The organism is Pseudomonas azotoformans, from assembly GCF_001579805.1.
In the GTDB taxonomy this organism is placed as follows: Bacteria; Pseudomonadota; Gammaproteobacteria; order Pseudomonadales; family Pseudomonadaceae; genus Aquipseudomonas; species Aquipseudomonas azotoformans_A.
In genome coordinates this window covers 4,257,646-4,282,598 of the sequence record NZ_CP014546.1, presented here as the reverse complement: position 1 = coordinate 4,282,598, position 24,953 = coordinate 4,257,646, and the positions used below count along the sequence as shown (strand labels likewise).

The following is a 24,953-nucleotide window of genomic DNA, read 5'->3' as shown; positions in this document are numbered from 1 at the left end:
GCCAACAGGCGTGAAACTGCAACGCCCTCCCCCAACCAGGAATTCTGATGCGCAGTCTCACGGTATTTTGCGGCTCCAACTTCGGCACCCACCCTCGCTACAGTGAAGACGCCAAAGCCCTGGGCCGTGAAATCGCCCGGCGCGGTATTCGCCTGGTCTACGGCGGCAGCGCCAAAGGCTTGATGGGCGTGATTGCCGATAGCGCACTGGCCGAGGGTGGCGAAGTGATCGGCGTCATCACCCGATTGCTGCATGAGCTCGGGCACATGCATCCAGGGCTCAGCGCCTATGAAATCACCGAAGACATGCGCAGCCGCAAAGCGCGCATGAGCGAACTGGCCGATGGGTTTATCGCCCTGCCCGGTGGCCTCGGCACCTTCGAGGAGTTGTTGGAAGCGATGACCTTGACGCAGCTTGGCGAACACCACAAAGGCGTGGCCTGCCTGAATACCGCACAGTTCTTCGCGCCGCTGCGGGGCCTGTTCGCGCACGGCGTAAAGGAAGGCTTCATCAAGGCCGAGCACAGCCAGATGCTGATCGTCGAAGACCACCCCGGCGCCCTGCTCGATGCCCTTGGGCGGTGGCAGGCGCCGGTGGTCGACAAATGGATCGAGCCCGCTAAGCGCTAGCCCGTTTCGGCCTTGGCGATGCTGCTCCCGAATCCTTTCGCCAAGGCCTTTTTTTCACCTCACCACTGGTACGTGGCGCTTGCCTGTACGGTGCGCTGCGAGCCATACCAGCACCACGAATAGGAGTAGCAGGACGCAACGTACTCTTTATTCGCCAGGTTGGTGGCATTGAGCGCCAGGCGCAGGTTGTCCTTCAGGTTGGTGATGTTCGGGATGTCGTAGTGCACCGCCGCATCGAACAGGGTGTAGCCCGGCACCTTCAGGGTGTTGGCCGTATCGCCCCAGGACGAGCCGACATACCGCGCACCCGCGCCCGCACCGAAACCTTTCAGGTTGCCATCATGGAAGGTGTAGTCGGCCCACGCCGAAGCGGTGTGACGCGGCACGCCGTAAGTGGTGGTGCCTTCAGCGGCGATAGCCGGGCCTACGCCGATGTCACTGATGGGCGCGTAACGCACGGTGTTGTTGGACTTGCTGATGCGGTTGTCCAGGTAGGCATAGGCCGCAGTGATGTCCAGGTTATCGTTGAGGCTGGCCTTGCCTTCCAGCTCAAAGCCACGGGATTGCACTTCGCCGTCCTGGCTCTGGCAGCGCCCGGTGCCGCACAGATGAGTCGGGTCCGGGTCGGTGGTCAGCACGTTGGTCTGGCGCAGGTCGAAGATCGCCGCGGTGATAAAGCTGTTGCTGCCCGGCGGCTGGTACTTGATGCCGATTTCATACTGCTTGCCTTCAGTCGGCTTGAACACCGAACCGCCGTAGCCCGTACCCGACTGCGGGTTGAACGACTCCGCATAGCTGGCATACGGCGCCAGGCCATTATCAAACAGATAGACCAGGCCGATACGGCCGGTAAACGCCTTGCTGTCCAGGGACGACTCGGATTTAGAGCCGGTGCGAATCGTCTTGGTGCTGCTGTCAGTGCTGGCCCCAGTCATAGCGGCCGCCCAACAACAGGACCCATTTGTCCCACTTCATCTGTTCTTGCAGGTACACACCGGTCTGCTCGCTGCGCGAGGTGCCGTCGGTGGTGTAGGCCGGCACCGGAACGGCCGCGCCGTAGACCGGATTGAAAATATCCAGGGTCGGGCCGGCGGTGTACACGCCCGAGCCGGACTTGGTGTCGGTGCTGGTGTTCTGGTAGTCGAGCCCCATCAACAAGGTGTGCTGCAACGGGCCGGTGTCGAATTTGGCCTGCACCTGGTTGTCGAGGGTGTAGGCGTCCAGGTCGACATCGCTGGCGATGGTCGAGCGGCGGATGGTGCGGTAATCCGCCATCAGGTAGTTGCTGTAGAGGCTGCGGTACTGGCCTTCGCTGCGCAGGTAGCGCGCATTCTGGCGCACGGTCCACACGTCATCGAAGTGATGCTCGAACGCCCAGCCGATGCTGTAGTACTCGCGGTCACTTTTCTCGAAATTCTTTTCGCCGTCGTAGAAGTCCACATCGATACTGCGCCCGGTCGGGCTGTGCAGCACCGAGCCCCAGGCCGGCACCGAACCGTAGGACGCGCCTTTGGGGTCCTTCTGGAAGTGCCCGAGCAGGGTCAGTGAGGTGGCGTCGTCCGGACGCCAGGTGAAGGCGCTGGACAATGACTGGCGGCGCGTCTCGGTGTGTTCTACCTGGCCATCGGCATCGTCGAAAAGCCCGGCCACACGGTAGGAATACACGCCCTGATCATCCAATGGGCCACTCAAGTCGAAGGTCGTGCGTTTCTTGTTGAAGGTGCCGTATTCCACGCCCACTTCGTGAAACGGCGTGTCCAGCGGGCGCTTGCTGACCATGTTGATCACGCCGCTCGGCGTGCCCTGGCCGTAAAGGACCGAGGCCGGGCCGCGTAGCACTTCGACGCGTTCCAAGTCGAAAGCGTCCTTTTGCGGCAAGGCGTCACGACTCGAGGGCATGCGCAGGCCGTCAAGGTAAGTGGCCGGTGAGAAACCCCGGATGGTCAATTGGTCGAGACGTGATGCAGTGGCGCCACGGGTTTCCGGAATGACGGCGGCGCTGTAGCGCAGGATCTGGTTGAGGCTCTCGGCGTTTTGCGCGCGCATCTGGTCTTTGGTGACGATGGAGATCGACTGCGGGGTTTCGATCAGCGCAGTGTCGGTCTTGGTGCCCGACAAACTGCGCGTGGCCACATAACCGGACACTGGCCCGGTCGGGCTCTCGCTCTGGTACGCGCCGCTGATGGTAGTGGCCTGCAACTCCATGGCCCCGCCGTTATCCGGGATGGCTTCCAGGCGGTAGCGGTCGGCGGAGAGCTTCAAGGCTTGCAAGCCGCTGCCGGCGAGCAACTGGTTCAGCGCCACATCGGTGTCGTACTGCCCACTCAGGGCCTTGCTGCGCTTGCCACGGGTCAGGCTTGCATCAAACGCCAGCACCAGGCCCGCCTGCTCGGCCAGGCTATTGAGCGCCTGGCTCAAATCACCAGCGGGAATCGAGAAACTGCGCACGGCGCTGCTGCTTTCTTCGGCAAAGGAGGACTGGACGGTCAGCAACGGCACGGCGGCAAAAGCCATCGCCACTGACAAGGCCAGTGGGTGCAAGGGACGAGCAAGGCGCGACATGGGAAATCCTGGGTAAGGGAGGTTCTATAAACCATGACGGCCATGTCGGAAGATCGGGCAAGGATGAGAGCGATTTTTATTTAAGCGATTGCGCTGAAATCAGGTTTATTGCTTTTTTGCAGGCTGTTGAGTTGGAACTTTGCGGTTTTCTCCTGTGTTCAGTCGGCCCTTTCTTACCCCCACGCCACCACCAACAACCCCGCCCCCAACACCAGGCACAACGGCGAATAAAAATACGTATCCAACCGCGCAAACCGCGACCCACCGACCTTCTTGAAAAACCCCACCAACTCCGAATCCCCAATCGCCCTGGCAAACATCACCACCGCAATCGCACTGATCCCCCACTGCAACGCCCCATGAGACACTGCCGAGAAATACAGCCCAGCCCGCAAGCACACCATCAGTGCAATCCCCACCAACCCCATGGCAACCAGAAACGTAGCCAGCGCGGAGGGTTTGAACGCTGGTTTCGGCCCGCGAGCGAATTCGCCGGGCAATTGGGGAATGGCGGCCTGGAAGCCGAGTTTGCCTCCGGCAGCCCAGTACAAATGCACCATGCTGATGAAGGTGAAAATGCCGACAATCCATCGTGCGACAACAAAGCTCATGGCTGGCTCTCCCTTAAAAGGTGCGAAAGAGGATAGTCGCCTGGAGATTTTTTGCAGGCATTTCGTCGGCGGCTGATGGTAAAGTGCCGCCCCATGAAAATCGCTCGTGCCGACCGCTCGCTCATTGCCTGGATGCTCTATTGCTGCGTCCTGTTCAATGTGTTCGCCTGCAGTATCGGTCATGGGCAGATGGTCGGGATGCAGCTCAATGGCATCGGTGGTCAGTTTTGTACGGTAGACCCGCGAACCCAGGCGCCCAAGCCGTCCAACTCCACTGAAGAGAACCTGCCAACGCTGTCCAAGGCGTTTGGTTGCCCGCTGTGCTCCACCGGTGGCATGGGCCCGGCGCTGAGTTCCAGCTTGAATGTGGCAGTACTGCCACAGCCCCATGCACCGCCGCCGGCCATTGTCCTGGCTGCCGACATTCCTGCCCGCTTCACCTGGCCTGCGGCTAATCCGCGCGCACCGCCTGCTTTCGCCTGATCCCTTCGCTTTCCGATCTGCACTGACCACCGTTTCCGCGAGGACGTACGGGCGGTTGTGCGTTGTTTTCAAGCCAAGTTTTTCAGGATTCAACCATGAAACATCTTCCCCTGTTGGCGGGCCTGTTCGGCTGCCTGCCTGTCTGCGCCTGGGCCCTTGAGTTGGCCCCGACCACCATTGATGGCGAACAAACCGCCGAGCCTGGCCTGGCCCTGGATCAATCCAGTGGCATGGCCTCGCGCTTGGGTTTGAGTGTGCGCGAAACCCCGGCGTCGGTGGCTATCGCCAACCGCAATGACATCGAGCGCCATGGCGCCAAGACCTTCCGCGACGCTGCCAACACCTTGCCTGGCGTGAATGCCAGCGCCCCGCCAGGATTTGGCGGGTTTGTCTCCTACCGTGGCTTTACCAGCAGCCAGATCACCCAGATGTTCAACGGGATCAATGTGGCGACCGGCCTGGCCCGGCCGGTAGATGCCTGGATATATGACCGGGTGGAGCTGGTAGGTGGCCCCTCCTCCTTGATCAACGGCGCCGGCTCCGTGGGCGGTTCGCTCAACTACGTGACCAAGCTGGCCACCCGCGAGGAACAGGCCGCCGAAGGCCAGCTCACCTATGGCAGCTATGACACCGCCGGCATGGCGTTTGGCGTCAATCACGCCCTGACCGAACCCGGCGCCGAGGTGCAGCACTACGCGCGCCTGGATGTAAGCCGCAACACCAATCACAGCTACATCGACCGCGACCAGCGCGAGGCCTGGAGCCTGGCGTTTTCCCTGCTCAGCGACCTCACGCCCAACCTGTCTCACACCCTGGCGCTGGAATACCAGGATGAGCATGAAGACAACCCTTACTGGGGTACGCCGGTGCTCAATCCCAAGGTGGGCGAGCTGAAGATCGACAAGCACAACCGCTTCAACAACTACAACGTTGCTGACGGCCGCTATGAACAGCGCACGATCTGGGCGCGCTCGATCATCGACTACCGCCTCAACGACAACACCACCCTGAAAAACACCCTCTATCACCTGGACAGCCAGCGTGATTATCGCAACCTGGAAACCTACCAATACAACGCCGATAACAGCGCGGTGAACCGCTCGACGGCCTATCAGGTACGCCACCAGGGCGAACAGAACGGCAACCAGTTCGAGCTGCGCCACGATGACAGTATTTTCGGTTTGTCGACCACTTGGTCCGGGGGCTTCGAATACAAGGTCAACAGCACCACCAACACCCCACTGAATGTGCCGGGCAACAGCAGCGTGGACCCGAACAACTACAACCCTGGACACTTCTACGACATCCCGCGAACCCGTGAGAAGTTCGGCAAGGACAAGACCAACGAGGTCACCACCAAGGCGCTGTTCGTGGAGAACCGCCTGGGGCTCACCGATAAACTTTCGCTGCTCACCGGCCTGCGTTACGACGCCATCGACCTGGACGTCACCAACCATCGCGCGATCACCGCCACCAATCCCCGCCACTTCAAGCGCAGCTGGGAACCGGTAACCGGCCCGCGTCGGCCTGACCTACCAGTTCATCCCGTCGGCCAACGTGTACGTGCAATACAGCACCGCCGCCGAGCAGCCGAACACTACCACGCAAGTGTTTGATGTCTCGACGGGCAAGCAGTGGGAAGTGGGCAGCAAGTTCGATTACCTGGACGGCCGTGGCTCGGCCACCGTGGCCGCGTACAAGATCGAGCGTAAGGATTTTGCCGTGACCGATCCGCAGGACCCGACCAACAGCATTCCGGTCGGGGCGCAGTCATCCAAGGGTATCGAGTTGGCCAGTTCGTTACGCATCACGCCAAGGTTGCTGGCGGAGGGTAACTTCGCCTGGGTCGACGCGGAATACGATGATTTCAACGAAAAAATAGCCAGTGGCGCGGTGGTCTCGCGTAAAGGTAATACGCCAACCAACGTGCCCAAGCGCGTGGGTAACCTGTGGCTGACCTATGATTTTGCCGAAGATTGGCAAGGGGGCGTGGATGCGCGTTATGTGGCCGAGGTGTACGCCGATAACGCCAACACCCAGACGGTGCCGGCCTACACGCTGTTCGGCACGTTCCTGCGATACAAGGTCGACTCACACACCTCGGTGACGGGCCGGGTGCGCAATTTGACGAATGAGGTATATGCCGAGTTTGCGCATGTGTCGCCGGCGTATTACCTGGGCTCGCCGAGGACATTTGAGCTGGCGGTGCAAACCAAGTTCTAACACCTGAATGTAAGAGCCCGGCTTGCCGGGCTCTTACAATGTATGCGCATTCTTACTTCAGACTCGCCTCAACTTTCTGCGCCACCTCTTCAGTCAACCAGGCTTTCCAAACTTCTGGGTGTTCCTTTAAAAACGCCTGGGCCACGTCCCGTGGCGCCGTATGATTCTCACTCATGGTCGCCAAGGCTTTGTTCAGCGGCTCAATCGGAAACTCGACTTTCTCGAAGAACTGCGCAATCTGCGGATGCTCCTTCTGGAACGGCGTCGACACCCCGATGCTCAACTTAGAGGCCAACGAGCGCGTGGGCTTCGGATCAGGATTATCCGCATCCGTCAGCGTCTTCCACGCCTCGGCATCAAACGGCGGCTCTTCCAGTTGGATCAACTTGTAGCGCCCCATCAACGGCGTTGGCGACCAGTAATAGAACAGCACCGGTTTGCCCCGGCGGATCGATGAGGCAATCTCGGCATCCAGTGCCGCGCCCGAGCCACTGCGGAAATTCACATAGCTGTCGTCCAACCCATAGGCCTTGAGCTTCTGTTTATTGACCACTTCCGAGGTCCAGCCGATGGGACTGTTGAGAAAGCGTCCCTTGCCGGGGGATTCCGGGTCCTTGAACACGTCTTTGTAGCGCGCCAGGTCCTTCACGCTCTTGAGTTCAGGCGCCAGGGGCTTGATGCCTTTGGCGGGGTCGCCCTTCACCACGTATTCCGGCACCCACCAGCCTTCGGTCGCGCCTTTGACCGTGTCGCCCAACCCAACCACTTTGCCTTCGGCTTCGGCCTTGACCCACACCGGGCTGCGGCCCGCCCATTCTTCGCCAATCACCTGGATGTCATTCTTCGCCAGGGCGGTTTCCAGGGTGATGGTGGTGCCAGGCAAGGTGTCGGTGGGCAAGTCATAGCCCTTCTCGACGATCACTCGCAGCACTTCGGTAATCAGGCTGCCGCTTTCCCAGTTCAAATCGGCAAAGTGCACTGGCTTCTCGGCGGCCGAAACCGGCAGTGCGGTCATTGACAAACTCAAGGTCGCCACGGACGCCGCCAACAGTGTTCTCAATCCTTTCATGCCCTTGCACCTCGCGATATCGCAGCAGACAGCGGACGGCTTTGCTACATAAGCGCGAAGCCTCTGAATAGTTAAGTCAACTCAACTGTAGTAGAGGTTCCGGGAGATAGCGGGTGTTCGAGGAATTTGATGCTTATTCGCTGGCCTTGAACGTGACCAATTCACCCTTGCGCCATTTGGCGGCCTTGCCGGTCACGGCCTTCAGGGTCTTGGTCAGGCCTTCCTGCAGTTGTTCGTTGGCGGCAAATACCAGCATCACGCTGTGACCTTCCTTGAACACGATGCCTTGGCCTTCGGCCGAGGACACAAAGGCGTAGTCACCGAGGCCATAGACGGTCAACTTGATGTCGCGAAACTTTAGCTCGAACTTGCCACCTTCACGGCTGGGCAATACCGCTGCGCGAAAGTGATCGCCGACTTTGAGTTCCAGACGCGGCTTGTCATCTACAACCATCGCCGCCTCGGTGTCGATCTCGGCGATGTAGATGCCTTCCGGCGTCTGCTCCGTGATGTAAACAAAACGGGATTGAAACTGCTTGACCAACTTTGCGCGCAAATCACCCAGCACGAACAACGCGTGCATATCCAGATTACTGACTGCCAAGGAAACGCCCCCACATCGAAAAGAGCGCCGTCCGCCAGAGCGGGCAGCACAAAAAAACGGCCATTACGGCTCGGTTACATCACTCATTCTGTGAAAAAAACTGAAGAAGATCCCGCTGTCGCGCCATAAGACTAGTACAGACGTACGCGATGGACCTTGTGCAAGGTCATCAGGCATCACAGGAGATCACAGGTTCAACAGCCCGAGAATACGGGCCGACCAACTTCAGAAAATAACCTAATTAAAAATGCGGTTTTCCGACATGCAAACACAAATAAACACGCTGTCATGGAACCGGGCGCTGGCCGCCGACGACAATACTAAAACAGCAGCACCGATCAAAACCACCCAAAACGTTGCAATCAAGTCAACCGGATCGATCGAAAGGAGCAGGCCATGCAACGATCAACCTACAATGCAATGTCTTCGCACACCCGTTCATCATGCCAGGGCGAGGCTCAATACTACCGCTTGGGCGGCTTCGACGGGTACCCGGATTCGGTTCTTTACCAAGTCGTACCTGCCGGCAAAAACTTTTTCCATATCCGTGAAGTGCTCAGCGGCCGAATCAAAGGCTTTCGCAGCGGCCATGTCAAGGCGTGTGAACTGGCCAAGACACTTGAAGCCCAGTTGCAGGCACCTCACGGAGCGGTCGTTTCATCCGCCCTATAACTTAACTGCGCCGCCGACCTGCAACAACTGCCATACTGGCCCGTCCACTGAAGTGTGTGCCCTGCGGGCCAGGCTTCACCAGTGCAGTTATCTCCAAGGGAAGGCTCTACGTGACGGAATTTGATATCGGCGAATTTTTCATCCATGGCGACGCAAGGGAAGTAGACGGTGAATTTCAAGCAGTGATCATCATGCGGGCCAAGCCACCGCTGACCACTGTCACCACCCATCAAGTGGAAAAGGACCGCTGGTTCAAAACCGTCGACGCTGCTGCCCTCGCAGCCAAGGAATCCGCCAAGGCCCTGAAAGCTGCTGTGGATGCCGGAGCCTTGAATTCCTGACAATCCGATAGAACTCTGTTGCTCCGTCACCCTCCCATGTACAACCACCACCCTGCATGGAGAACGATATGGACGCGCCAATTCCTACCCTTGAAACCCTGTTCGAACAATTGGGCCTGGATTCAACTCCGGACGCCATCGACGCCTTTATCGTCGCGCATCCCTTGCCTGAAGATGTAAAGCTGATCGATGCGCCGTTCTGGTCTAAACAGCAAGCAGCCTTTCTGAAAGAAGAGCTGCGCGAGGACGCTGAATGGGCGATTCCCGTGGATGAGCTGAATCAACGCCTGCATCAATCGCAATAAACCCGTCTCAATGCAGGCTGTCCGACTGTTCCAGGCGCAACAGCGCCTGCCAGGCAGCCCTGCACTCCTCCGCCTCATCGCGACTGGAGAACGCTGTGCCGCGTTGCTCACCGTTGAGCAACACCACCCAGCAGGCCCTCTGGCCCAGCGCACGCAGGGTTTGGGGTACGCCACTGCCAATCATCACGGCGACATCGACTTTGTTTTGCATGGAGCTTCTCCGCAGCATTAGTTAGCTGGCTAACAATGTTGGCCATGCTACGGTTTTCTTCCAGTTGGAAAAAGCTATCCCCGGAATAGCTCCATTGCATAAACGGCAATAATCCCTAGCGCCCGCCCTTCACCGCTTCGGGTTTATAGCCCAGGCGCAAGCCGCCCCAATGCCGGCCCTTGACCATGATCGGCACCGACAAGTCGTGCATCAGCTCTCCGGTGTCGCGGGTATAGGTTTGCAGCAAGACGGCCTGCTGGTGGCTGCCACATCGGATTCCGGTGCGGTCTTCGAATTTGCGTTTGGTGCGGTTCTGCACCGCATCCACCTGCGCATCGCCGGTCAGCGCGTGGGAAAACGCCTTGTTATGCGTCGGCACGTAGCCCTGGGGCGTACAGGCAATGGCAAAGACCAAGCCTTCATGGCGTGGCAGCAGCGCTTCTTGGATCGCCGGCAACACCTGGTCGGTGTAGCCGTCAAAGCGGGTGTGGTACTTACTCGGGCGGGTGTTGGCAATCGGCGTATAGCTGCGGTCGAACAGGTCATCCAGGCTGATCCGATTCTGCTGCACGTCGGCTTCGAATTGCGCAGCAATCCGGCTCGCCCCCTCGCGCGCCAGGTCGTAGATGCGCTGGTGATAGTCATCCAGCCCAACTTCCGCCAAGCGCTCGCTGATGGTTTCGGCCTGCCCTTCCATCTGCACCGCGGCGTCGGCCAGTTGGCGGGTTTGCTGATCACTGACAGCCAGATCGCTGCGCATCTGTTCCACGGCATGGAACAAGCTGTCGAGCTGGGTGCGATTGGTGTCGGTGCCCTGGGCGATCTCATTGACCTGGCCTTCCACATCCGCCGCCAGGCTGGCGATGCTTTGCAGCTGCTCACCGGCGTGCTCCACCTGCTCCACGCCAGTATGCAGGTCCGCCGAGAGCTGGCGAATCTGCTCCACCACTTGGGCCGTGCGTTGCTGGATATCCGCGACCATCACCCCGACTTCATCGGTAGCCGTGGCCGTACGCCCCGCCAACCCACGCACTTCATCCGCAACTACCGCAAACCCACGCCCATGCTCGCCGGCCCGCGCCGCTTCAATGGCCGCGTTGAGTGCCAGCAGATTGGTCTGGCTGGCAATGGATTGGATCACCAGGGTCACCCGCTGGATTTCCTCGCTGCGCAGGCTCAAGGCTTCGATCAGTTCACGGCTGGCATTCGCACGCTGGCTGAGCTGGTGCATGCGGGTGATCGACTGGGCCAGCACTTCGCGGCCTTCGGTGCTGCGTTGATGGGCCTGGCTGGCGGCACCCAGTGCTTCGCGGCTGAGTTGGGAGGTGACCTTTTCGGTGCCGATCATCACCTCGGCACTGCTGACAATCTGCTTGGCCGCGCCCAGCTGCGACTGCACGCGCGCGGCCAGTTGCTTGACCGAATAGGCCACACCGGCGGCGGACAACGCGTTATGACTGGTGGTGTAGGACAGGTCGCGCGTCAATTCGCCGATGGCATCGACGGCATCGGAAGATGCGATAACAGGTGTGCGACTTTTCAATCGAGGCAGCCAGATCACCAGCAGAACCAGTGGCAGGCAAAGGTAGAGCGGCAGGCTGGCGAGCGCCAACCCAAGCAGGACCAACACCAGGGCGGTGCTCTGCAACAGTGGCGTCAGCCAGCCGGGCAGCCCGCGCGCCACCGTTTGCGGTGACACTGCTGCGCCCATCAGAGATCCGTCTCCAGCCATCTTCGTTACCCCACTGCTTGTCATTATTGTCGCTGCATTAAACGCCACTATCGGGCCATTATCCATGGGCCTTTAGTGGGGTAGCTTGCAACAGATCAATAGACCGGGTGTAACGGGTCTTTCCCTGGGAAACCGCAGGACGGTCCCCCAGCTTCACCGCATCAGGCTTGGCGCTGATGCTTGTCGATCTGCTCGTGGCGCTCTTGCGCTTCGATGCAGTACTTGGTGGTCGGGCTGATCAGCAGGCGCTTGAGGCCAATAGGTTCGCCGCTGTCATCGCACCAGCCGAAGGAATCTTCCTTGATGCGCTCCAGTGCACGCTCCAGCTGCGGCAGCATGCGCTGGTCGCGGTCAATGGCGTTGACCAGCCAGGTGCGCTCTTCTTCAACGGAAGCAGCGTCAGCCGGGTCAGCCGGGGTGTCCAGGCTTTCAATGGCGATACGGTTCTGTTCAATGCGCTCGTGGTGTTCCACTTTCATGTCTTGCAGCAACTGCTCGAAAAAAGCGTGCTGTTCGGCATTCATGTAGTCATCCGCCGGCATGGCCAGCAACTTTTCCTTTGTCATTGATTTCTCTATAAAAAATACGTGCATTAAGGCGAATAAGGGAGCGTTCCGGCCGACCTCTGCAGGTCTCGGAAGGGCGCCATCCATTTCAAGCGCCACCCGGCACTCAATTTACGAGGGGCGGCAGTCTAAGGCCGACTTGAGGGCGCAGCAACTGAAAAGACAGGCAATTTTTCCGAGATAACCCCCAAAAGCACCAGGACGGGCTCGGCGAATGGTCATCGGAGTGCGTTTATAGCAGGAAAGTTCGTGAAGCAGCTATAAGCCGCAAGCTGCAAGCGACAAGCTGCAAACACTCGCCCTGCTTGCAGCTTGAGGCTTAAAGCTTGCCGCTGCGCTTCAGCGCTTTAGCTTGCGCTTGTTGCGATACTGGTCGATTACCACCGCCACCACGATGATCAGGCCCTTGATGATGTCCTGGATATACGCGTCCACCCCGACAAAGGTAAACCCGCTGGCCATCACCCCAAGGATCAGCGCGCCGATCACAGTGCCGGTGATGCGCCCTACTCCGCCCGCCAGGCTGGTGCCGCCGATCACCGCCGCCGCAATCGCATCCAGCTCATAGGACATGCCCATGCCGGCCTGGCCGGTGGCGGCACGTGCCGAGGCCACCACGCCAGCAAGACCTGCCAGCAGGCCGGCGATGCTGTACACGATGATCAAGTGGCGTTTGACGTTGATGCCCGAGGTACGCGCCGCCTGCATGTTGCCGCCGATGGCGTAGGTGTACTTGCCGTACTTGGTGTAGCGCAGGGCGATATGGAAGATCACCGCTACCACCAGGAAGATGATCACCGGCATCGCACCATGGCCGATGGCCGTGTACGAGTCAGAGAGCATGCTCACCGGCTGGCCTTCGGTGTAGTAACGCGCCAGGCCACGGGCCGAGACCATCATGCCCAGGGTCGCAATGAACGGCGGGATGCCGGTGACGGCGATGATGCTGCCGTTGATCGCCCCCGCCAGCAGCCCCACGCCCAACCCCATCGCCACCGGGATCCATACCGGCAAGTCGGTCAGGCTCGGGAACACCGCACGGGAAAAGTCGGAAGTCTGGGCAAGACTCGCGGCGATCATCGCCGACAGCGCCAGCACCGAGCCGGAGGACAGATCAATCCCCGTGGTGATGATGACCTGGGTCACGCCGATCGCCAGCAGGCCGATGATCGATACTTGCAGGATCATCAGCACCAAGCGCTGGGAGTTCATCAGGAAACTCTGGTCCCGCACGATCCAGCCAAACAGCTCGAAGACCAGGCCGATACCGATCAGCACCAGGAAGATGCTCAGCTCGGTGGGCATGCGTCGACGACTTTTAGTGGGCACCGTCGCAGGTTTGTTGTCCGTTATTGCATTCATAGCCAATCACCTTCTTATTCTGTACGTCAGTGGACTGCCGTCATCCCGGAGGCCAACTGCATGACTTTTTCCTGGGTCGCTTCGCTACGGTCCAGGGTGCCCATCAATTCGCCTTCGTGCATCACCATGACCCGGTCGCTCATGCCCAGCACTTCGGGCAATTCGGAGGAAATCATGATCACCGCCATGCCTTCGCTGGCGAGGAATGAGATCAATCGGTAGATCTCCGCCTTGGCGCCCACGTCGATGCCACGGGTGGGTTCATCGAGGATCAGCAGGCGCGGGTTGGTCATCAGCCAACGCGCCAGCAAGGCCTTCTGCTGATTACCGCCGGACAAGGTGTCGATGCACTGCTCAAGGGACGGGGTTTTCACCCGCAGCTTCTTGCACATGTCTTCGCACAGCGCGCGCAGGGCCTTCTGCTGGATAAAGCCGTTGCCGGTGTAGTGCGGCAACACCGCCATTTCCATGTTTTCCAGGACCGACAGGCACGGGAAGAGGCCACTGAGCTTGCGATCCTCGGTCAACAGCGCGAAGCCTTTTTCGATGGCCATGTGCGGGTCGGTGATGCGCACCGCCTTGCCATCCAGGGTGATCTGGCCGCTGCTGCTGGGGGTGATGCCAAAAATGGTTTCTGCCACGTTGGTACGGCCCGAGCCCATCAGGCCGGCGATACCGAGGATTTCGCCGGCGTGCAGGTCGAACGACACGTCCTTGAACACGCCGTCCAGCGTCAGGTCGCGCACCGTCAGCAACAGGTCGCCGATGGGCGTCTCGCGCACCGGGAACAACTGGCTCAGTTCACGGCCGACCATCATCGAGATCAGGCTGTCGCTGTTCATGCTGTCGGCGCGCTGCAGGCCGATGTAGTGGCCGTCTCGGAACACCGCCACTTCATCGGCGATGGCAAACACTTCGTTCATTTTGTGGGTGATGTAGACGATGCCTTTGCCCTGGGACTTGAGGTCGGCAATGATCGAAAACAGGTGGGCCACTTCCTTCTCGGTAATGGCCGATGTCGGCTCATCCATGATCAGGATGTCGGAGTCGTAGGACACCGCCTTGGCAATCTCGACCATCTGCCGCTCGGCGATGCTCAGGTTGCCCACGTGTTCCTCGGGGTCCAGGTTGATGCGCAGGCGCGCCAGCAATTCGGCAGTGCAGCGGTGCATTTCGCGGTGGTTGACCATGTGCAGGCTGTTGAGCTGCTCGCGGCCGATCCAGATGTTCTCGGCGATGCTCATGTGCGGCATCAGGTTGAGTTCCTGGTGGATCATCGCGATCCCGGCCTTCTGGGCCGCCAGGGGTGTTTCAAACACGATCGGCTTGCCACGCAGGCGGATTTCCCCGGCGTCGGGCTGGTAGATGCCGGCGATGATTTTCATCAGCGTCGACTTGCCCGCACCGTTCTCGCCCATCAGCGCCAGCACGGTGCCAGGGCGCACCCGCAATTGCACGTCGGCCAGGGCCACGACGCCGGGAAAGCCTTTGCTGATATTGACGATTTCCAGCAGGTAGGGTTCTTCCAGCGGCTGGGGCTGGATACCGGGAGGCTGCGAGACAGTCGCTTGAGCGAGCATAGGGAGGTACTCCATCGGCAGGGCGGGCACGACCGCCCTGCCGGCTTATTGTTGTTATGTAGGGACTATTTGAAGTCTTTGACGTTGTCCGGAGTGATCAGCTGGAACGGGATCACCACGTTCTGCTCGATAGGCTCGTTCTTGGCCATCTTGCGCGCCGTCTCCACCGACTTGTCGGCCTGACCCTTGGCGTCCTGGAAGGCCGACACGGTCATGTCACCCTTGGTGATCGCGTTCAGTCCATCCGGCGTGCCATCGACACCGGCGATCAACACGCCCTTCTTCCCCGCAGACTTCAGGGCCATGGACGCGCCGATGGCCATTTCATCGTTGTTAGCCAACACCGCGTTGAACTCACGGCCCTGGGTCAGCCAGTCGTTGACCAGGGTCATGCCCTTGTCACGCAGCCAGATACCGGTCTGTTCCTGTTCGATCTTGATGCCGGGGTACTGGGTCAGGACTTCCTTCACGCCCTTGGTGCGGTTGGTGGTGGAGTTGTTCGCCAGGTCGCCCAGCAGGATCACGATGTTGCCTTTGCCGCCGAGCTTTTCAGCGATGTACTGCATCTGCAACTTGCCGGCCTCGACGTCGTCGGACGTCACTGCCGCGACGCCTGGGGCCAATGTCGGGCTGTCAGGACGACGGTTGACAAACACCAGCGGGATTTTTGCTGCGGTGGCGGCCTTGATGATGTTGGCCGTCGACGCGGTGTCTACCGGGTTGACGATGATCGCGTCGACTTTCTGACTGATAAAGTTCTCGACCTGACTCAGTTGCTTGACCACGTCGGCACGCGCGTCTTCGAACTGCAATTGCACGCCATCGCCCTTGGGATAGGACTTGGCCTGCTTGTCCATGTCTTCGCGCAGGTAGGTCAGGAAGGTGTCATCGAAGGCGGACATGCTCACGCCTATCTTCAGATCAGCAGCCGAGGCAACACCGCTGGCGAGCAGCATGGACAAGGCCAGGGCGGTAAAACGGATCGGGGTCTTCATGAACGGTCTGTCTCCACTTTCTTGTTGGTTTTTTGGACGTTGCGTTTATCAGAGCTCGGCAGGCAGCCGGACGACGGGTGCACCGGGAATGCAGCACAGCAGCGCGCCTTTGTTTTCGACGCACAGCACATTAAGGAAGGAGAAGTAGAACGGCCGGGCGCGGGGCAGACCGCGTGGCGCTTTGGCAGGGCGTAAAACTCGCAGTACAGCGTTGAAGATTTTCATCTGACGGTACCTGGTTGTTTTTGATCTTGTTTTTGTTGAGTCGCCCGGATCGAGCCCGAACGTACTTTATGCAACCTGGAAAAGACTTTATTGGAAAATAATTTCCATATCAACCTGTTTTAGAATTTTATTCTATTTTTGTTGAAACCACCTGCTGGCGCTCGGCGCTGAGCCGTGCGGCGTCCAATATACGGGTGGTTTCCAGGGCGTCATAGGCGTCCACCGGCAAGGGTCCCTGCCCTTGTACCGCCAACTGCAACTGCCGATAGAACTGCGTCCAGCAGCCCTTTTCCGAAGGGACTCGCTCACGCTCCGCACTTTGCTCGAACCAGCCCCAGCGTCGATGCTCTTCGGCGCCCCAGTGTTCGCCTTCGGTTTTAGGCGATTTGCCGGCCATTAGCGCCTCTTCCTGACCGTCCAGGCCTTCGACGGTGTAGCAACCTGCGCTGCCACTGACGCGAAAACGCGGCGCCTGGCTGTTTTGCAAGGCGTTGCCCCACAGGTGTGAGATCACACCATTGGCATGGGTCAGAGAGACAAAGAAACCGTGATCCACCGTGGGGTGTTCGGCGGTGTAATGCAGCTGGGCAAACACCCGATCCACCGGGCCGAACAGTTGCAACGCCTGGTCGACCAAATGGCTGCCCAGGTCGCGCAGCCAGCCGCCACCGCTGGCGTTGCCCACGGCCTGCGGGCTGTAGCGTTCCACACGGGATTCAAAACGGGTGATCTTGCCCAGGGCGCCGGCATCGATGAGCTTGCGCAGGGTCAGGTAGTCCGAATCCCAACGCCGGTTCTGATACACGCTGAGCAGCGTGCCCTGGCGCTCGGCGGCAGTGATCAGCGCCTGGGCCTGTTCGGCGTTGGCGGCGAAGGGTTTGTCGCTGACCACGGTGACACCGTGTTCGATGGCCTCCAGCACCAGGGCCGGGCGGCCTTTGAGGGTGGTGGAGATGACCAGGGCGTCGACACCGGCCTCGACGATCTGGCCGATGGAGTCGAAGGCCTTTACACCGGGAAGGTCCGTGTTCAATTGCTGTCGGCGCTCCGGCGAGCGTGTCACCACGCCAACAAACGTAGCGCCGGGCAGTGTTGCAATCAGCGGCGCATGAAAGAAGCGCCCTCCGTGGCCGTAGCCGACCAATCCAATTCGCATACATATACTCCTCAATTGAAGTGGAAGCCCGCTCCCACACTGATTGCATTCCACCTGTGCGATGGTGATCAGCCGTAGAAGTGCGGACGATCCGGCAGGCTCACCTTCACAATCTGCTCACTGTTCTGCGCCTCGATGCACGCATCCGCCGCCACCGCCGCGGCAAAGCCATCCCAGGCCGAGGGCCCACCGACCTGGCCGGCACGTACGCTGTCGATAAACGCCTGCAACTCCACGTCATAGGCCCCGATAAACCGGTCCTTCCAATCCATCAGGATCGCGTTGGACAGCTTCGCGCCACTGCGCAGTTGCACCTGGGACGGCTCCGGCAGCTTGGCGATGCCGGTCTCCCCCACCACTTCGCACTGGATGTCGTAGCCGTACTGACAGTTCACGAACACTTCCACATCAATGCGCGTGCCCTTGGCGGTTTCCAGCAGCACGATCTGTGGGTCGCGCAGGTGGGCCAGGGCCTTGCTGGATTTGCGCGGGAATACCACCTGCACCGACACGTAGTCGTCGTTGAGCAGCCAGCGCAACACATCCAGCTCGTGGATCAGGGTGTCGGTGATCGCCATGTCGGTCTTGTAGTTCTCGCCCACCGTCGGGTTGCGGTGCGCGCAGTGCAGCATCAGCGGCTCGCCGATCTGTCCGCTGTCGATCACGGCTTTGAGGGCGCGATAGCCTTCGTCGTACGGGCGCATGAAACCGACTTGCACCAGGCGCTTGCCGAACGCCACTTCGGCATCGACGATCTTGCGGCAGCCTTCGGCGGTGACCGCCAGGGGTTTTTCGCAGAACACCGGTTTGCCGGCGGCGATGGCGGCGAGCACGAACTCTTCGTGGCTCGGCCCCCAGGAGGTGACGAGTACCGCTTCGACTTCCGGGCAATTGATCAGCGCATGGCCGTCGGCGTATACCTCGGCACTGATATTCAAGTCAGCCACCACCTTGGCGGCGTGCTCCAGGTTGATGTCGGTCACCGCTACTACCTGGCTGTTGAGCAAGGTCTGGCTGCAACGACGGATATGGTCCCGGCCGATAGCGCCTGTACCGATGACACCGAGCTTCAAAGACATACAAACACTCCTCTTTTTATTAGTACTGCCGGGCCTTCGCCAGGTGTTCATTGAGTTTTTTCGCGGCGGCATTTGTGCGCTCGCTGGTGGAGACCTGCGCCACGCCCACCCGCCACCACGACAGGTAGCCGTGGATCATGGTTTTAGGCAGCACCTTGATGTCGATCAGCGTCGACACCGTCTGCGTACGCGCATCGGCCAGCGCGGCGCGCAACTGTTCCACGCTGCTGACCTTGTAGGTCTTGCAGCCATAGGCCGCCGCGCTCATGGCGAAGTCCACCGGCACCAGGCCACCGTCGAGCTTGCCGCTCTCGGGGTTGCGGTAGCGGAACTCGGTGCCAAAGCTGTCCATGCCGTTGCCGATCTGCAGGTTGTTGATGCAGCCGAACGCCATGTTGTCGAGCAGCACCACGTTGATCTTGCGGCGCTCCTGGATCGAGGTAGCCAGCTCCGAGTGCAGCATCATGTAGGAGCCGTCACCGACCAGGGCGTAGACCTCTTTGCTCGGTTCGGCGAGTTTCACGCCCAAGGCGGCGTTGATCTCGTAGCCCATGCACGAATAACCGTACTCGACGTGGTAGGTGTTCACGCCCTTGCTGCGCCAGGCGCGTTGCAAATCACCGGGCAGGCTGCCGGCGGCGGCGACGATGATGGCGTCGTCGGCCAGGGTTTCATTCAGCACGCCCAGCACGCGGCTTTGGGTCAGGCACGAGCCGGTCAGCTCGATAAATTCACGCAGCACCGCGCGGTCCAGGAGGTCGTCGACCTCAGGCACAAAACCGTCGCCGGCATATTCGACCTGATGCACCCGATCCACTTCGGCCTCCAACTGCGCCTTGGCCTCGCTGATCTGTCCGCCCCAGCCGGAACGGTAATCGCCCAGGGCATCCGCCAGTGCTTCCAGGGCGACTTGGGCGTCGGCCAACACCTGCACGCCGTCCAGTTTCAGCGCGTCGCAGGGGCTGATATTGAGGTTGAGAAACTTGACGTCGGCGTGCTTGAACAACGACTTGGATGAGGTGGTGAAATCGGTGTAGCGCGTGCCGATACCAATGATCAGGTCAGCCTCGGGCGCCAGCAGGTTCGCCGCCAGGCAGCCGGTCTCACCAATCCCGCCGACGTTCAGCGGATGGCTGGACACCACGGCGCTCTTGCCCGCCTGGGTTTCCGCGAAGGGAATCTCAAAGCGTTCGGCAAAGGCTTGCAGCGCGGCATTGGCGCCGGAGTACTTCACCCCGCCACCGCAGATGATCAGCGGCTTGCGCTTGCCGCGGAACGCCGCCAGTGCATCACTGATCATCGCAGCCGTGGCCGGACGACGGTCGATGCGGTGCACGCGTTTCTGCAGGAAGTAATCCGGATAATCCCAGGCCTCGGCCTGCACATCCTGGGGCAATGCCAGGGTCACCGCGCCGGTCTCGGCCGGGTCGGTCAACACGCGCATGGCGTGGATGGCGGCGGTCATCAACTGCTCGGGGCGGTTGATGCGGTCCCAGTATTTGCTCACCGAACGGAAGGCATCGTTGGTGCTGATGCTCAAGTCGTGGAACTGCTCGATCTGTTGCAGCACCGGGTCAGGCTGGCGGCTGGCGTACACATCTCCGGGCAACAGCAACAACGGGATGCGGTTGGCCGTGGCGGTCGCGGCAGCGGTCAGCATGTTGGCGGCGCCTGGACCGACGGAGGCCGTGCACGCGTAGATCTTGCGTCGCAGGTGCTGCTTGGCGAAACCGATGGCGGCATGGGCCATGCCCTGCTCGTTGCGGCCCTGGTGCACCACCAGGTCGCCGGCGTCCTGTTCCAGGGCCTGCCCCAGCCCCAGCACGTTGCCGTGGCCGAAAATCGTGAACACCCCGGCGACGAACTTGCTCTGCACGCCGTCGACTTCGATGTATTGGTTATCCAGGAACTTCACCAGGGCCTGGGCCATGGTCAATCGTGTGGTGGTCATCTCGCGCCCCTTATCGTTTCTGCAGGTGGGCGATGCTTGCCCCCAACGCCTGCTGGATATCCGCCAATGCATGCACGCTCTCGGCAAACGGTTCGAACGACAGGTAGCCGCTGTAGCCGGTGCTGAGCAAGGTGTCGATCTGTACGGCGTTGCCCAGGATGTCACCCTCGCCCACCAACACGCGGTGGCCGTCGCGAATCGAATTCAGCGGCGCCTCGCTATCGTCCACGCCGGAGATATGCACCAGCCCGGTCAGTTCCGGAAAGAACTCGTGTTCGCTGGCCAGGTGATGATGGAAGGTGTCGTGCACCAGGCGGAACACATCCAGGCCGCCGATGGACTTGATCGCCTCCACCGCCACGCGTTTGCGCCGCAGGGCGCATTCTTCAAAACCCAGGGGCTCGATAAAGCCGAGAATCCCGTAGTCGCGCAGGATCGGCGCCAGCTCGCTCAAGGCCGTGCGCAAACCGGCGGCACGCTGGGCTTCGTTGCGCGTGTCGCCCGGCTCATTGAGCGGGCACATCACCAGGCCCTGGGCCCCGCATTCACGGGCGTAGGTCGCCAGTTTGATCGCCTGGGCCCGGCGTTCGTCGTTCCACATATCAAAGGGGTACAGCGCGTTGATCGACAGCACGGTGATGCCCTGCACCGCGCACAGTTCACGCACGCGGCTGGCCGGGGTGCCGAACTCGATCTGCTTGTCGGCCAGGTCATTGCGGATCTCGATGGCATCGCACTTGAGCGTTGCAGCCAACTGGATGAAATCCGGCAGGGACAGATGGGGAGCAACCATGCGGTTAAGGGCGAAACGTAGAGGCGACTTCATTTATTGTTGTTCTCCGTCCAAACCGCTGATTAGAGGTCCAGCAGCCAGCTGTGCTGCGGGTCGTTGTGGAAATGCCAGGCACGCTTGGGGCCGGCCATCACGTTCAGGTAATAGGATTCGTAGCCATAGGGCACGCTGACTGGGTGATACCCCTTGGGCACCACCACCAGGTCGCTGTTTTCCACGGCCATGGCCTGGTCGATGCTGCGGTCGTCGGTGTAGACGCGCTGGAACACGAAGCCCTGGGGCGGGTTGATCTGGTGGTAGTAGGTTTCTTCCAGGAAGCTCTGGTGCGGCAGGTCGTCGGTGTCGTGCTTGTGCGGCGGGTAGCTCGACGAATGCCCGGACGGCGTACGCACTTCCACCACCAGCAGCGAGTGGGCCGGCTCGCTGTCGGGCAGGATGTCGCACACGTAGCGGGTGTTGGCGCCCTTGCCGCGAACGCTGCGCTTGCAGTTTTCGGGGCGGATCAGGCGAGGTTCGTAGCCCTCTGCGCCCGGCGCGGCGCACACGGCAATCTGTACGTCGCTCAACGCGGTGACCTGGGCATCGGTGCCCGGCGGCAGGTAGGCGGCGAACGGGGATTTGTCTTCAAACACCGATTGGCGATCGCCCAGGTTCTGCCAGTTGAAGCCTTCGCCTTCGATGTTCACCCGGCCGCTGAGCAGCACCAGGCACAGTTCTTTATCACCGGCGCTGACCGGCAGGGTTTCCCCCAGGCTCAGGCGGTAGGCGCAAAAACCCACGTACTCCAGGCGCCCGGCTTCCAGGGCGACCATGGTCTGGCCGCGTTTACTGCTTTTGACCAACAAGCTCATCACTCAAGTCCTCTCGTTGAGAAGCGCACGCAGGGTGTCGTAGCCTTTTTTCGCATAGATATAGCTGGGTGCCACCGCCGGATCCTGCTCGGCTTCCACCACCAGCCAGCCCTCGTACTGCGCGGCCAGCAGCACATCAAGCAATTGCGCGAAGTCGATGTCGCCATCGCCGGGCACGGTGAAGGTGCCGTTGACGATGCAGTCGGGAAAACTCCACATCTGGTTGCGCGCCAACTGCACCACAGGTTTGCGCACGTCCTTGAAATGCACATGGCAGATGCGGTCGATGTGTTTGCGCAGCACCTCGATAGGCTCACCGCCGCCCATGTAGCAGTGGCCCGAATCGAACAGAAGGCCGACTTCAGGACCGGTGCGGCGCATCAGTTGGTCGATGTCTTCCGGGGATTCAACATAAGCGCCCATGTGGTGGTGGTACGCCAGGCGCACGCCCTGGGACAGGGTGAAGCGCGCCAGTTCAGTGAGCTTGTCGGCGTAGTCCTGCCAGGCCTGTTCGCTGTGAAAACGTGGGCGTTCGATCAGGCGGATGCGCGAGCCCTGGATCGAATCGGCCACCTCGCCGTAGACCAAGACCTTGGCGCCATTGTGCTTGAGCAACTCGACATGCCCGGCGATGGCCTCGATTTCTTCGGCCACCGAGCGCCGGGCCAGGCGGCTGGAGTACCAGCCAGAAACCAGCGCCAGGTCATAGGGGCGCAACACATCGCCGACGCCCTTGGCGTCCTTGGGGAATTTGCCGTTGAGTTCAAAACCTTCGTAGCCGATTTCCTTGCCTTCGCTCAGGGCGGTGCTCAAGGGCGTTTCACCGCCCAGGGCCGGCAGGTCGTCGTTGCTCCAGGAGATCGGGTTGATGCCAATTCGGATTGCGGGCATGGCTGCACCTTTTATTGTTTTTCAAAGTTGCCGGAAAGCGGTTCAGCCGCGTGCGCTGCGCCAGGCATTGATCAATTGCTCGAACGTACCCTGCACCTGCTGGATCAAGGTCTCGTCATCAATCTCCCCCGCCATCCACGCGCGGCTGGGTTCCTGGAAGATCGTGCGGCCGACGGCAAAGCCTCGGCAGGTGGTGCTCTGGCTGGCCTGCTGGAAACCGTCGGCGAGAAATTCAGCCGACGCATTCAGGCCCAACAACACCACGCCACGGCAATACGGGTCGCGCTCCTGTATCAGTTCATCGAGCTTTTTCCAGTCTTCGGCCGATTGCGCCTCGATCTTCCACCACGCCGGGTAGATACCCAGGTTGTACAGGCGCTTGAGGCTGCGGTAGAGCACGTCCGGGTAGGTGGACGGGTGATCCTTGGGCGGAATGACTTCCAGCAGCAGTTCATGGCCACTGACAATCGACGCCTCGTACACCGCCTTGAGTTGTGCTTCCTGTTCCAGGCGCAGCATCGGTTCGTCGTCCGGGTGGAATTGCACCAGGCACTTGATGATCTGTTCCTGGGGCCAGGCGATCAGGTTGCTGCCCACTGAACGCCCGTGTTCGAACGCCAGGGGGCGCGAGTTTTGCACTTCTACCGGGCGCGCGATCCACCAACCACGGCCACTGGCGGCGTTGAGCGCGTCCTGGCCGAAGCGTTGGTCGGCGAGCAGGCCGACGTCGGCCTCCACCCCTTGCTCGGCGAGTTTTTTCTCGACGCGTTCGATGGCCTGGATAAACAGTTGCTTGGCATCGCTGATGCGCGCCGGGTCCTGGCCGCCCTTTTGCGCCAGGTCCACCAGTTGCCAGCGGTGATCGAAGGCAAACACAAACAGTTGTTTCCAAGCCTTGCGCGGCACCGTCACGCGGTGCAGGCGTTGCAGGGTCACGTCCTGATCCGGGCGGGTAATCGGCACGGGGCTGTTGAACAGGTATTCCAGCTCCGCCGGCGTCGGCATGGCCGGCGCGCAGGCGTGGCGGGAGACGACCAGGCCGCCGCAGGCATTGGCCAACTGGCTGCAACGCTCGTCACTCGCGTCGTTGATCCAGCCGCTGAGGAAACCCGACATGAACGCATCGCCGGCGCCCAATACGTTGAGCACTTCAACCCGCACACCGGGGTAGATGGCGCCGTCTTCCAGGCGCGCCGGGATGGCGCCGTGGATGACCGTGCAACCCTGCGGGCCGAGCTTGACCACCAGGGTCGCCGGGGTCAGTTCACGCACTCTGCGCAATGCGGCGAGTAAATCTTCACTGCCGCCCGCGATGAGGAATTCTTCTTCGGTGCCGACGATCAAGTCGAAGCGCGGCAGGATGGTCTGCACGTGCTGGCTGACATTCTGGTCAGCGACAAACCGGGTTTCACCATCGGCCTTGCCCGCCAGGCCCCACAGCACCGGGCGGTAGTCGATATCCAGCACGCGCTTGACGTTGTGCTTGGCCGCGTAGTCCAGGGCCTGGATGCTGGCCTTGTACACGCCGTCGGTGGAGAAATGCGTGCCGGTGATCAGCAGCGCCTTGCTGGAGGCGATAAAGGCTTCGCTGATGTCTTCGGCGCGCAGGGCCATGTCGGCGCAGTTTTCGCGGTAGAACACCAGGGGAAAGGTTTCGCGGTCCTTGAGGCCGAGCAACACCAGGGCGGTGAGGCGTTCCGGGTCGACCTTGATGCCGCTGACGTCACAGCCTTCACGGGCCAGGGACTCCACCAGGAAGCGCCCCATATGGTCGTCACCGACCCGGCTCAGCATCGCCGACTTGAGCCCCAGCCTGGCGGTGCCGAAGGCAATGTTGGCGGAAGAACCGCCGAGGTACTTGGCGAAGCTGGACACGTCCTCAAGCCGCGCACCCACTTGCTGCGCATAGAGGTCGACGCCCAGGCGCCCGAGGCAAATCAGATCCAATTGACGCCCACTGGCAAAACGAGTCTGGCCCATGCTGGCTCCTGTTATTTTTATCAGCCTGCGTTGCACCGACGTGGCGACGGCAAACGCTCTTGGTGGGAGCAGACTAGAACGT

22 protein-coding genes and 2 pseudogenes are annotated in these 24,953 nt (G+C 60.7%); 6 read left to right on the top strand and 18 right to left on the bottom strand.

What is annotated here, in order from left to right:
- The first annotated feature begins 47 nt into the window (after positions 1-47).
- Positions 48-629: a TIGR00730 family Rossman fold protein gene (locus AYR47_RS19815; RefSeq protein WP_082781513.1), complete on the top strand. Its 582-nt coding sequence runs from the start codon at positions 48-50 to the stop codon at positions 627-629.
- Positions 630-688: 59 nt separating this feature from the next.
- On the opposite strand, the pseudogene AYR47_RS19810 reads toward AYR47_RS19815, so the two are convergent.
- Both AYR47_RS19810 and AYR47_RS19805 read right to left on the bottom strand, forming a co-directional pair.
- Positions 689-3,191, bottom strand: a pseudogene (locus AYR47_RS19810) (TonB-dependent siderophore receptor).
- A gap of 173 nt (positions 3,192-3,364) precedes the next feature.
- On the bottom strand, positions 3,365-3,802 hold the full coding sequence (locus AYR47_RS19805; RefSeq protein WP_061436435.1) for a DUF3995 domain-containing protein: 438 nt from the start codon (positions 3,800-3,802) through the stop codon (positions 3,365-3,367).
- A gap of 93 nt (positions 3,803-3,895) precedes the next feature.
- Here AYR47_RS19805 and AYR47_RS19800 point away from each other — a divergent pair, with 93 nt between their 5' ends.
- Together AYR47_RS19800 and AYR47_RS19795 are read left to right on the top strand one after the other, a co-directional pair.
- The gene (locus AYR47_RS19800; RefSeq protein WP_016975551.1) at positions 3,896-4,285 is read left to right on the top strand and encodes a DUF2946 domain-containing protein; all 390 of its coding nucleotides are present in this window, start codon (positions 3,896-3,898) and stop codon (positions 4,283-4,285) included.
- Positions 4,286-4,380: 95 nt separating this feature from the next.
- Positions 4,381-6,508 (top strand): annotated as a pseudogene (locus AYR47_RS19795) (TonB-dependent receptor).
- Positions 6,509-6,560: 52 nt separating this feature from the next.
- Here AYR47_RS19795 and AYR47_RS19790 read toward each other — a convergent pair.
- Both AYR47_RS19790 and AYR47_RS19785 read right to left on the bottom strand, forming a co-directional pair.
- Positions 6,561-7,577 (bottom strand): ABC transporter substrate-binding protein, encoded by a 1,017-nt coding sequence (locus AYR47_RS19790; RefSeq protein ID WP_033898229.1) that lies wholly within the window; start codon positions 7,575-7,577, stop codon positions 6,561-6,563.
- 133 nt (positions 7,578-7,710) lie between these two features.
- Positions 7,711-8,160: a hypothetical protein gene (locus AYR47_RS19785; RefSeq protein WP_050554011.1), complete on the bottom strand. Its 450-nt coding sequence runs from the start codon at positions 8,158-8,160 to the stop codon at positions 7,711-7,713.
- A 417-nt stretch (positions 8,161-8,577) separates the two neighbouring features.
- Between AYR47_RS19785 and AYR47_RS32225 the strand changes: the two genes are divergently transcribed.
- The 3 genes from AYR47_RS32225 (at position 8,578) to AYR47_RS19770 (ending at position 9,499) form a co-directional block, all read left to right on the top strand.
- On the top strand, positions 8,578-8,853 hold the full coding sequence (locus AYR47_RS32225) for a hypothetical protein (RefSeq protein WP_082461522.1): 276 nt from the start codon (positions 8,578-8,580) through the stop codon (positions 8,851-8,853).
- 110 nt (positions 8,854-8,963) lie between these two features.
- Positions 8,964-9,194, top strand: coding sequence for a hypothetical protein (locus AYR47_RS19775; RefSeq protein WP_033898227.1), 231 nt, complete (start codon positions 8,964-8,966; stop codon positions 9,192-9,194).
- Positions 9,195-9,262: 68 nt separating this feature from the next.
- Positions 9,263-9,499 carry a DUF2789 domain-containing protein gene (locus tag AYR47_RS19770; RefSeq protein ID WP_033898226.1) on the top strand — a complete coding sequence of 79 codons (237 nt, stop codon included), beginning with the start codon at positions 9,263-9,265 and terminating at the stop codon, positions 9,497-9,499.
- A 7-nt stretch (positions 9,500-9,506) separates the two neighbouring features.
- Here the strand turns inward: AYR47_RS19770 and AYR47_RS19765 are convergent, their stop codons facing one another.
- The 14 genes from AYR47_RS19765 to AYR47_RS19705 all read right to left on the bottom strand — a co-directional run bounded on the left by AYR47_RS19765 (position 9,507) and on the right by AYR47_RS19705 (position 24,871).
- On the bottom strand, positions 9,507-9,710 hold the full coding sequence (locus AYR47_RS19765) for a hypothetical protein (protein ID WP_061436433.1): 204 nt from the start codon (positions 9,708-9,710) through the stop codon (positions 9,507-9,509).
- A 115-nt stretch (positions 9,711-9,825) separates the two neighbouring features.
- Entirely contained in the window at positions 9,826-11,058 is a 1,233-nt protein-coding gene (locus tag AYR47_RS19760) for a methyl-accepting chemotaxis protein (RefSeq protein ID WP_371317991.1), read from the bottom strand.
- Between the two features lie 545 nt (positions 11,059-11,603).
- Positions 11,604-12,008: a TraR/DksA family transcriptional regulator gene (locus tag AYR47_RS19755; RefSeq protein ID WP_010564800.1), complete on the bottom strand. Its 405-nt coding sequence runs from the start codon at positions 12,006-12,008 to the stop codon at positions 11,604-11,606.
- Between the two features lie 339 nt (positions 12,009-12,347).
- Positions 12,348-13,370, bottom strand: a complete 1,023-nt coding sequence (locus AYR47_RS19750) for an ABC transporter permease (RefSeq protein ID WP_016975559.1) — start codon at positions 13,368-13,370, stop codon at positions 12,348-12,350.
- Positions 13,371-13,396: 26 nt separating this feature from the next.
- Positions 13,397-14,950 carry a sugar ABC transporter ATP-binding protein gene (locus AYR47_RS19745; RefSeq protein ID WP_033898222.1) on the bottom strand — a complete coding sequence of 518 codons (1,554 nt, stop codon included), beginning with the start codon at positions 14,948-14,950 and terminating at the stop codon, positions 13,397-13,399.
- Positions 14,951-15,015: 65 nt separating this feature from the next.
- The gene (locus AYR47_RS19740; protein ID WP_033898221.1) at positions 15,016-15,945 is read right to left on the bottom strand and encodes a sugar ABC transporter substrate-binding protein; all 930 of its coding nucleotides are present in this window, start codon (positions 15,943-15,945) and stop codon (positions 15,016-15,018) included.
- A 48-nt stretch (positions 15,946-15,993) separates the two neighbouring features.
- Positions 15,994-16,170, bottom strand: a complete 177-nt coding sequence (locus tag AYR47_RS32700) for a hypothetical protein (RefSeq protein ID WP_167351258.1) — start codon at positions 16,168-16,170, stop codon at positions 15,994-15,996.
- A gap of 127 nt (positions 16,171-16,297) precedes the next feature.
- Complete coding sequence (locus AYR47_RS19735) at positions 16,298-17,326, bottom strand: Gfo/Idh/MocA family protein (protein ID WP_033898220.1); 1,029 nt, start codon at positions 17,324-17,326, stop codon at positions 16,298-16,300.
- A gap of 68 nt (positions 17,327-17,394) precedes the next feature.
- Entirely contained in the window at positions 17,395-18,405 is a 1,011-nt protein-coding gene (locus tag AYR47_RS19730; RefSeq protein ID WP_061436431.1) for a Gfo/Idh/MocA family protein, read from the bottom strand.
- A 19-nt stretch (positions 18,406-18,424) separates the two neighbouring features.
- Complete coding sequence (iolD, locus tag AYR47_RS19725; RefSeq protein WP_061436429.1) at positions 18,425-20,356, bottom strand: 3D-(3,5/4)-trihydroxycyclohexane-1,2-dione acylhydrolase (decyclizing); 1,932 nt, start codon at positions 20,354-20,356, stop codon at positions 18,425-18,427.
- Between the two features lie 10 nt (positions 20,357-20,366).
- Entirely contained in the window at positions 20,367-21,182 is an 816-nt protein-coding gene (locus AYR47_RS19720) for a TIM barrel protein (RefSeq protein WP_061436428.1), read from the bottom strand.
- Between the two features lie 29 nt (positions 21,183-21,211).
- Entirely contained in the window at positions 21,212-22,000 is a 789-nt protein-coding gene (iolB, locus tag AYR47_RS19715) for a 5-deoxy-glucuronate isomerase (RefSeq protein ID WP_033898212.1), read from the bottom strand.
- Positions 22,001-22,003: 3 nt separating this feature from the next.
- The gene (gene iolE, locus AYR47_RS19710) at positions 22,004-22,891 is read right to left on the bottom strand and encodes a myo-inosose-2 dehydratase (protein ID WP_033898211.1); all 888 of its coding nucleotides are present in this window, start codon (positions 22,889-22,891) and stop codon (positions 22,004-22,006) included.
- Between the two features lie 42 nt (positions 22,892-22,933).
- On the bottom strand, positions 22,934-24,871 hold the full coding sequence (locus AYR47_RS19705; protein WP_061436426.1) for a bifunctional 5-dehydro-2-deoxygluconokinase/5-dehydro-2-deoxyphosphogluconate aldolase: 1,938 nt from the start codon (positions 24,869-24,871) through the stop codon (positions 22,934-22,936).
- Between the last annotated feature and the right edge of the window lie 82 nt (positions 24,872-24,953).

Excerpts from the sequence above, each read along its gene's own strand:
- AYR47_RS19815 (WP_082781513.1), top strand. The coding sequence starts at position 48 with ATGCGCAGTCTCACGGTATTTTGCGGCTCCAACTTCGGCACCCACCCT.
- AYR47_RS19805 (WP_061436435.1), bottom strand. The coding sequence starts at position 3,802 with ATGAGCTTTGTTGTCGCACGATGGATTGTCGGCATTTTCACCTTCATC.
- AYR47_RS19800 (WP_016975551.1), top strand. The coding sequence starts at position 3,896 with ATGAAAATCGCTCGTGCCGACCGCTCGCTCATTGCCTGGATGCTCTAT.
- AYR47_RS19790 (WP_033898229.1), bottom strand. The coding sequence starts at position 7,577 with ATGAAAGGATTGAGAACACTGTTGGCGGCGTCCGTGGCGACCTTGAGT.
- AYR47_RS19785 (WP_050554011.1), bottom strand. The coding sequence starts at position 8,160 with ATGCACGCGTTGTTCGTGCTGGGTGATTTGCGCGCAAAGTTGGTCAAG.
- AYR47_RS32225 (WP_082461522.1), top strand. The coding sequence starts at position 8,578 with ATGCAACGATCAACCTACAATGCAATGTCTTCGCACACCCGTTCATCA.
- AYR47_RS19770 (WP_033898226.1), top strand. The coding sequence starts at position 9,263 with ATGGACGCGCCAATTCCTACCCTTGAAACCCTGTTCGAACAATTGGGC.
- AYR47_RS19765 (WP_061436433.1), bottom strand. The coding sequence starts at position 9,710 with ATGCAAAACAAAGTCGATGTCGCCGTGATGATTGGCAGTGGCGTACCC.
- AYR47_RS19760 (WP_371317991.1), bottom strand. The coding sequence starts at position 11,058 with ATGATCGGCACCGAAAAGGTCACCTCCCAACTCAGCCGCGAAGCACTG.
- AYR47_RS19755 (WP_010564800.1), bottom strand. The coding sequence starts at position 12,008 with ATGACAAAGGAAAAGTTGCTGGCCATGCCGGCGGATGACTACATGAAT.
- AYR47_RS19750 (WP_016975559.1), bottom strand. The coding sequence starts at position 13,370 with ATGAATGCAATAACGGACAACAAACCTGCGACGGTGCCCACTAAAAGT.
- AYR47_RS19745 (WP_033898222.1), bottom strand. The coding sequence starts at position 14,950 with ATGCTCGCTCAAGCGACTGTCTCGCAGCCTCCCGGTATCCAGCCCCAG.
- AYR47_RS19740 (WP_033898221.1), bottom strand. The coding sequence starts at position 15,945 with ATGAAGACCCCGATCCGTTTTACCGCCCTGGCCTTGTCCATGCTGCTC.
- AYR47_RS32700 (WP_167351258.1), bottom strand. The coding sequence starts at position 16,170 with ATGAAAATCTTCAACGCTGTACTGCGAGTTTTACGCCCTGCCAAAGCG.
- AYR47_RS19735 (WP_033898220.1), bottom strand. The coding sequence starts at position 17,326 with ATGCGAATTGGATTGGTCGGCTACGGCCACGGAGGGCGCTTCTTTCAT.
- AYR47_RS19730 (WP_061436431.1), bottom strand. The coding sequence starts at position 18,405 with ATGTCTTTGAAGCTCGGTGTCATCGGTACAGGCGCTATCGGCCGGGAC.
- iolD (WP_061436429.1), bottom strand. The coding sequence starts at position 20,356 with ATGACCACCACACGATTGACCATGGCCCAGGCCCTGGTGAAGTTCCTG.
- AYR47_RS19720 (WP_061436428.1), bottom strand. The coding sequence starts at position 21,182 with ATGAAGTCGCCTCTACGTTTCGCCCTTAACCGCATGGTTGCTCCCCAT.
- iolB (WP_033898212.1), bottom strand. The coding sequence starts at position 22,000 with ATGAGCTTGTTGGTCAAAAGCAGTAAACGCGGCCAGACCATGGTCGCC.
- iolE (WP_033898211.1), bottom strand. The coding sequence starts at position 22,891 with ATGCCCGCAATCCGAATTGGCATCAACCCGATCTCCTGGAGCAACGAC.
- AYR47_RS19705 (WP_061436426.1), bottom strand. The coding sequence starts at position 24,871 with ATGGGCCAGACTCGTTTTGCCAGTGGGCGTCAATTGGATCTGATTTGC.